This is a genomic window from Acinetobacter sp. YH18001 (genome assembly GCF_013416975.1).
GTDB classification, from domain to species: domain Bacteria; phylum Pseudomonadota; class Gammaproteobacteria; order Pseudomonadales; family Moraxellaceae; genus Acinetobacter; species Acinetobacter pseudolwoffii.
In genome coordinates this window covers 61,244-67,876 of sequence record NZ_VPEU01000011.1, presented here as the reverse complement: position 1 = coordinate 67,876, position 6,633 = coordinate 61,244, and the positions used below count along the sequence as shown (strand labels likewise).

Genomic DNA, 6,633 nt, shown 5'->3' with positions numbered 1-6,633 from the left:
TTGTGCTGGCGACAATAGCAAGAGTGAACCACCTGATCCCTTCCCGAACTCAGAAGTGAAACCTCTTTGCGCTGATGGTAGTGTGGGGTTACCCATGTGAGAGTAAGTCATCGCCAGCTCATTATTCGAAACACCCCCAACTTAACAGTTGGGGGTGTTTTTTTGTGCGCGGGGGGTATAGCAAAATCAAATATAGTAAAAATAATATTCTGAATTTACTCAAGGTTATTTGCTGTTTTTAAATCAGCCTGATTATGTTTTAATCATTAAAATTTAAAGCCTAGGAATCTGCGTGTTTGAGGTATTTACACAGCTCTGTGGTGGAATCGGTTTATTTTTGCTTGGTATGACTTTAATGACCGAGAGCCTTAAAGATATTGCAGGTGAAACATTAAGACAATGGTTAGGTCGGTTTACTGGTTCTCCTTTTAAAGCAATGACTTCAGGTATTGCCTTGACCTTGATTGTGCAATCCTCCACAGCCACGACTCTAGCAACCATTGGCTTTGTCAGTGCAGGCGTACTCTCTTTTTCGCAAGCCATTGGTGTAATTATTGGCGCCAATATCGGTACAACCAGTACTGGCTGGATTGTGGCTTTTTTAGGTTTAAAGTTTTCTATTGGACAAGTGGCTTTGCCTCTCATTGCCATAGGCGCTTTACTTAAAATATTAGCACATGGACGTACAGCGCTTACCGGCTTGGCGCTTGCGGGATTCGGCCTGATTTTCTTTGGAATTGATTTGCTTCAAGTAGCAATGTCAGGTGTCGCAGAACATCTCGATCTTTCAATTTTCTCGACCGAAAGTTTTGCTGCAAAGCTGTTATTGGTACTTTTCGGTTTGGTCATGACTGTGATTTTGCAGTCCTCTAGTGCCGCCATTACAGCGACACTTGCTGCATTAGCAAGTCAGGCGATTCAGCTCGATCAAGCGCTTGTGCTCGTCATTGGTCAGAATATTGGAACCGTTGCAACTGCAGTACTGGCAGCCATCGGTGCAAATGCCAATGCAAAACGAACTGCTGCTGTGCATGTCTGTTTTAATGTCGTGAGTGCAATTTTTGCATTTTGTATTTTGGTTCCTTTGTTTTTATGGCTGTATCAACCACAGTATTTTTTATCTGGTTGGGATCATGTGGTCATTGTGGCAGCCTTTCATACAGCCTTCAGTGTATTTGGTGCCTTATTTTTTATGCCATTGATTCGCCCCTTTGAACAGCTGTTGGTGAAATATATTCCGGCACATGAAGATTCATTATTACAGGCCTTAGATGGAGCCAGTTTGGCAGTGCCTGCGGTCGCAATTAATACGGCAGAACAAGTGATCTTTAAAACCATATTGACCCAATATTCCTGGATTCTAAAAGCCATCAAGTCAGCAGAATTGGTTTCGGCCAATGAATTAAAACAGCAAGACGAATTAATTTACAAATTACAGGATTATTTAGAAAAAATTGTTGTGCCTGAAAATAGCACTGATCAAAGTCGGCTGTTTAGCTTATTAAGGATGATGGTTTATCTGAAAGTGTTGCGTAGTGATTTGGAAAATCTAAAGCATGTTGTGAGTATTCGTACCCAACCCGCGATTCATCAACTTGCCTTGGATTTTATCCAGATTCTGGAAAATGCTGGAAATAGCATGCTAGATACTCGCTCATCTGAAGATTTGAGCCAACTGTATATTGAAATGGGACATCTAAAACAGTGGAGTAAACAGCATCGTAGCGAATTACGTGAAAAAACTAATATTTATGCCTCAACGTATCAGCTGAATGCAGCCAAAACTTTTGAGTTATTGGCTGCTCAGCGTTGGTTAGATCGCTTAGTTGCGCACAGTTACCGTTTGATTAATGTACTCAATGAGCGTCAGCAAACACTTACAATGCATCAAATTGACGACGAGCATGTTTAAGAGCAGATCTGAGACCTTCTTCCAGTGTTGGGTGATAAAAAGGTTTTGCCAGGATTTGATGAATATCCTGATCTGCATCAATGGTCCAGGCCAGAAGATGGCCAAGATGTTCAGCTTGTGAACAGAAGAGTTCTGCGCCTAATAATTTGCCTGATTTTTTATCAATATAAACTTCAATACCACCTTTATTTTCAGCAAGAACCAGTGCACGTCCTTGATTTTCATAGGAGGCAAATCCTCGAATAAACTCAATATTTTGCTTTTCTAACTGTTTAAAACTTTGCCCGATAATCGCCATTTCCGGGTGAGAGAATACGATTGCCAGTGGGGTGAGTGCGGGAATCGGTTTAATTTCGGGATAATTTAAACAGTTATGAACCACTTCTTTACCAGCATGAGCAGCTTCGTGCTGAATGGGGGCATCAGGTGCGGCATCACCCACTATAAATATCGGCATATCTGCGAGTTGTTTGGTTTTTTTATTGATAGGCAATTTTTTGATATCAGCAAAATTAGGATCTAACTGATTTAAACCCAATCGATCCAGATTAGTCTGACGGCCTGTAGCACCCAAAATATATTCAACTTGAATAGTTTGAGCTTGATCATTTTCAGTAAAATTAATCTGGATATGACCAGCTTGTTTTTTAACTTGATCTGGCAAGATTTTGAACTTGATATTGAGTTCTTTACTCAATTGCTCCTGTGCCAGCTTTTGTAAAGCAGGGCTGGTTAAGGCACCTACTTTTTGGCTACGAGCGAACAGGGTAGTGTCTACGCCCAGTCGTTGCATGGCTTGTGCCAGTTCAATGGCAATCACACCGCTTCCGATCACTGCTAAAGACTTGGGTAATTGAGAAAGTTCAAATATCTCATCAGAAGTTAGATATTTATCTCCTAATTCTTCCTTGAATGTTTTATCGATATTAGGTCGTGAACCAACCGCAATAATGAAGCTTTTAGCCTGATAAGCTTTTCCATTGACTTCAACTGTATGGGCATTAATAAACGTTGCATGACCAGAAATTTTATGTGAAGCCTCCCATCGATCAACACCTTTCAAGGTTGCACGAATAAAACGTTCTCTAAGGACATGCACACGTTGCATAACATCTGAAGAACCAATGACAGCATTATGTTTTAAAGCAAGTTCTTCAGCAGTTTGAATATCATGCATACGATTTGCAGAAGAGATTAGCAATTTACTTGGCATACAACCTACACGGGCACAAGTCGTATCCCAAGGGCCATCATTGATAATTAAAATATTTTGGGTGTATTTGATGGCTTCGTTATAAGCACTGATTCCTGCAGTGCCTGCGCCAATAATGATGAGGTCGTACATTGATCACTCTTATCAAAATCACTTTATTGATATAAGCTAGCATACAAAACATTTGGCTTACCTTTATTTACATAAAAGCTTAACTATGGTTACATAGCGCATAATTAAATAAAGATTGATAACAAACTCTATAATAGAGGGTCTTGGGGATTTAAATGATTAGTAAACAATTAGGTATTAAATTATCTGCTCTTACTTTGGCGCTAATGTTGGCCGGTTGTGGTGGTGGTGGTAGTGACGGATATTATAATAATGATGGTGGTTCAAATCCGAGTACTGAAAATCCTAAAAATCCAAGTACTGGTGAAGAGGTACAATCACTTAATGCGAGTGCAGTTGTTTTAACAGATGCTAATGGAATGCCAATCCAAGTTATTAATAGCGAAGGTGCGAAAGCAACAGTTAGAGTAACGGATCAAGCAGGGCGTGGGATTAGTGGGGCAATAGTAACATTTACCGCGACAGGTGAAATTGAATTAGGCAGTGCTAATGGTGCTGTTTTAACTGATGCAGAAGGTGAGGCAAGTATTTCACTCGTACCTAAAAATCCAAGTCTAACGGGTGTCTACAAAATTTCGGCGAATGTCGAGTACCAAGATGAATCTACTACTGTTAAAGATCTTACCTTTTCTTTACAACCTCTAAATATTGTGCTGTCAGATATCATTGCAACTACTTCTAATTTAGAAGTGGGCGGCACTACAAATATTACATTAAAAACAAATAACGAACGTGGTATTCCACAAAATAATGTACTGGTTAATTTTAGTGCATCATGTGGTACATTTGAACCTACTGCAGTTACATCAATTAATTCAGGTAATGTCACGACTACATATAAAGCAATCTCAGCAAATGGTGATTTATGTCAGGATGAACCTGTAATTCAGGCTGCAAGTCAAAATAGTAAAACTCCAGCTCAAATTAAAGTCAAAATTGATGAGATTAAAGCGGACTCTTTAGTTTATACCACAACTTCAGCAGTAGATTTGGGAATCTCCGGTAGTGGTTCTGCTGCCTCAGGTCAAATTGAATTTACATTATTTGCCAATGGCCGCCCTGCGAAGAATCAGGATGTGGAACTTGAATTAACCTTAACCCCTCCTGATTTTAGCTTTGTGTCTTTAGGTAATGCCAAACCGAAAATTGTGCAAAGTGACTCCAATGGTAAAATTGTAGTTAACTTATACCCAGGAACTAAACCTGGACCAGTAGAAGTGAAAGCTTCACTTGTGTCCAATCCACAAATATCAGCATTATCTAAGAATGTTAAAGTATCTACCGGGCGTGTAACACAGAATGGTGTAAGTTTATCGGTTTCTAAACAATCATTGAGAACAGATATTGATGGTGATACTTCAACAATTGTTGCTCGTTTAACAGATCGAGTCGGTAATGCTGTACCAGCAGGAACAGTAATTAGCTTTATCGCTGAAGGTGGCAAAGTTGATTCATCATGTGCAACAAATGCTGCGGGTTCGTGTAGTGTAACATTAACCACTCAAAACCCTCGTCCAATTGATAATCGCGTTACTGTTTTAGCTTTTGTTGAAGGTGATAAAGATTATATTGATAAAGATGGAAGTAACTCTTTCACCACAGGAGATGTTCTTACGCATAATATTGGTGCTTTCTATCGTGATGATAATGAAGATGGCCTGCATAATGTAGGGGAATTTGTATACAATAAGGCTAAAGATGTTTTAGGATGTGCAGCTTCTAGTTTCTTACAACCAAATTTAAATCAGCTAGATACGCCTAATAATAAGCTTAATACTTGTGACAATGGATTGAGCGCGGTGTTACGCCAGCAATTAATATTTGCATTTGCACATGATACACCTACATTTGTTTGGAAAAATGGATTCACATCAAATCAGAAGATTGCTCAAGGCACAGGTAATTTTTCATTCCAAGTATATGGTAATAGCTTAAAAACAGTACCAATGCCTTCAGGTACATTGGTGAATGCGGCTGTAAAAGATAATACAACCTTTGAACCAGTGGTAAAATTAATTCAGGATTCTACTGATTCAACAAAAAAAATATTAGAGGTTTCAGGTGCAGAACCGGATAGTGTTTTGAATGTTACTCTTGCTAGTAAAGAATATGTTGTGAATATAGAAGGTAATGGTAAAGGACGAGTAACTGGACTAGATGCATCAGTAATCGGTGATCCAACCTTTACATATAAGAATCAAACTTGTGAAGCTGAAGTATTTGGAGGTGATGTAACTGTACCAAATACTATGCCGTTATTAACACCTACTAACTTTAGTCAAGGTAATAGTCCAGTAGTAAACTATACAATTCGTTTGAAAGGTTGTGTTCAAGGGGATGATGTTAAAGTTTCTACAGCCGTACCTGGAGGTAAGGTGACCACTGTATGGTTAGAGCTTCGCTAAAATTTAATTCTAAATAATAAAAAAACAGCGCTTCGGCGCTGTTTTTTTATGGGAACTGAAATTTAAAAACTAAATCGATGTTCCCACACTTACACCCACTGTCGGCTTCAGATTCATCGAGTTACAGCCTGTAAAAGCCAAACTACAACATAAAATAATCAATAACTTATTCATGAATCAATCCTTGAGATTTAGCCTGATTAAACAAAGCAGCCGAACGTGTGCCGCTTCGGCAAACCATCAAAATTGGTTTAGGCAGCTCATTATAATATCGAGCAAATTCTTCAATATTAGCCTGAGAAAGCTGGCCACTCACCACAGGCTGATAAATTACACTCACTTGAGATTTCTCCGCAATGGAGCGTAATTGACTCACCGTGACATTATTGCCAGTTTCCTGATCCGGCCGGTTTACAATCACAGATTTGAAACCTTGCTGAATCAATTGCTGAAACTTGCTTAAGGTCATTTCACCTGACACACTCAGCGAAGAGGTCATTGCACGGCTGAGATCATTTGCGGCAAAACCAAGTGAGCTGACACTTAAACAGCTTGCCAGTACTACAATTTTCCAAAAAGACTTAGTCATCCAGCAGGTCCATCTGTTTTGCCAGTTGATATAAATTATTTGAGCGATTTCCAGTACGGCAGAACATCAGAATAGGTTTCGGTAATTCATTATAATGATTGGCAAAAGTACGTACATCGAGCTCAGTAATCTGACCAGCGACGACAGGCTGAAAGACATAATCCAGACCGGCACTGCGTGCAGCTTCTTCAATTTGTGCACTGGTCGGCTGCTCAGAACCACCTTCCATATCCGGGCGGTTATTGATAATAGATTTAAAACCTTTCTCGACCACCTGAGTCACGTGTTCCGGACCAATTTGACCAGCAAAGCCTACATTTTCGCTCATGACGCCACTCCATCATTTCATTTATATCGATATGCTTTATGATAGCATTAAGCG

At 39.5% G+C, this 6,633-nt stretch carries 5 protein-coding genes and 1 rRNA gene; 3 read left to right on the top strand and 3 right to left on the bottom strand.

Annotated elements, in window-relative coordinates; all coding sequences use genetic code 11:
- Positions 1 to 4 precede the first annotated feature (4 nt).
- Both rrf and FTV48_RS05855 read left to right on the top strand, forming a co-directional pair.
- Positions 5 to 119 (top strand): 5S ribosomal RNA (gene rrf / locus FTV48_RS05860).
- A gap of 173 nt (positions 120 to 292) precedes the next feature.
- The gene (locus FTV48_RS05855) at positions 293 to 1,912 is read left to right on the top strand and encodes a Na/Pi cotransporter family protein (RefSeq protein WP_179999669.1); all 1,620 of its coding nucleotides are present in this window, start codon (positions 293 to 295) and stop codon (positions 1,910 to 1,912) included.
- Here the strand turns inward: FTV48_RS05855 and FTV48_RS05850 are convergent.
- On the bottom strand, positions 1,878 to 3,257 hold the full coding sequence (locus FTV48_RS05850; RefSeq protein ID WP_179999667.1) for a dihydrolipoyl dehydrogenase: 1,380 nt from the start codon (positions 3,255 to 3,257) through the stop codon (positions 1,878 to 1,880). The genes FTV48_RS05855 and FTV48_RS05850 overlap by 35 nt on opposite strands.
- A 155-nt stretch (positions 3,258 to 3,412) precedes the next feature.
- On the opposite strand from FTV48_RS05850, the gene FTV48_RS05845 reads away from it, so the two are divergent.
- The gene (locus FTV48_RS05845) at positions 3,413 to 5,662 is read left to right on the top strand and encodes an Ig-like domain-containing protein (RefSeq protein ID WP_179999666.1); all 2,250 of its coding nucleotides are present in this window, start codon (positions 3,413 to 3,415) and stop codon (positions 5,660 to 5,662) included.
- 166 nt (positions 5,663 to 5,828) lie between these two features.
- On the opposite strand, the gene FTV48_RS05840 is transcribed toward FTV48_RS05845, so the two are convergent.
- Both FTV48_RS05840 and FTV48_RS05835 read right to left on the bottom strand, forming a co-directional pair.
- Positions 5,829 to 6,251, bottom strand: a complete 423-nt coding sequence (locus FTV48_RS05840) for a beta-lactamase hydrolase domain-containing protein (protein ID WP_179999664.1) — start codon at positions 6,249 to 6,251, stop codon at positions 5,829 to 5,831.
- Positions 6,244 to 6,579: a TIGR01244 family sulfur transferase gene (locus FTV48_RS05835; RefSeq protein ID WP_005098133.1), complete on the bottom strand. Its 336-nt coding sequence runs from the start codon at positions 6,577 to 6,579 to the stop codon at positions 6,244 to 6,246. The genes FTV48_RS05840 and FTV48_RS05835 overlap by 8 nt, the downstream gene beginning before the upstream one ends.
- Between the last annotated feature and the right edge of the window lie 54 nt (positions 6,580 to 6,633).

What these genes read in the sequence shown, in the direction of transcription:
- FTV48_RS05850 (WP_179999667.1), bottom strand. Translation starts at nt 3,257, where the DNA reads ATGTACGACCTCATCATTATTGGCGCAGGCACTGCAGGAATCAGTGCT.
- FTV48_RS05845 (WP_179999666.1), top strand. Translation starts at nt 3,413, where the DNA reads ATGATTAGTAAACAATTAGGTATTAAATTATCTGCTCTTACTTTGGCG.
- FTV48_RS05840 (WP_179999664.1), bottom strand. Translation starts at nt 6,251, where the DNA reads ATGACTAAGTCTTTTTGGAAAATTGTAGTACTGGCAAGCTGTTTAAGT.
- FTV48_RS05835 (WP_005098133.1), bottom strand. Translation starts at nt 6,579, where the DNA reads ATGAGCGAAAATGTAGGCTTTGCTGGTCAAATTGGTCCGGAACACGTG.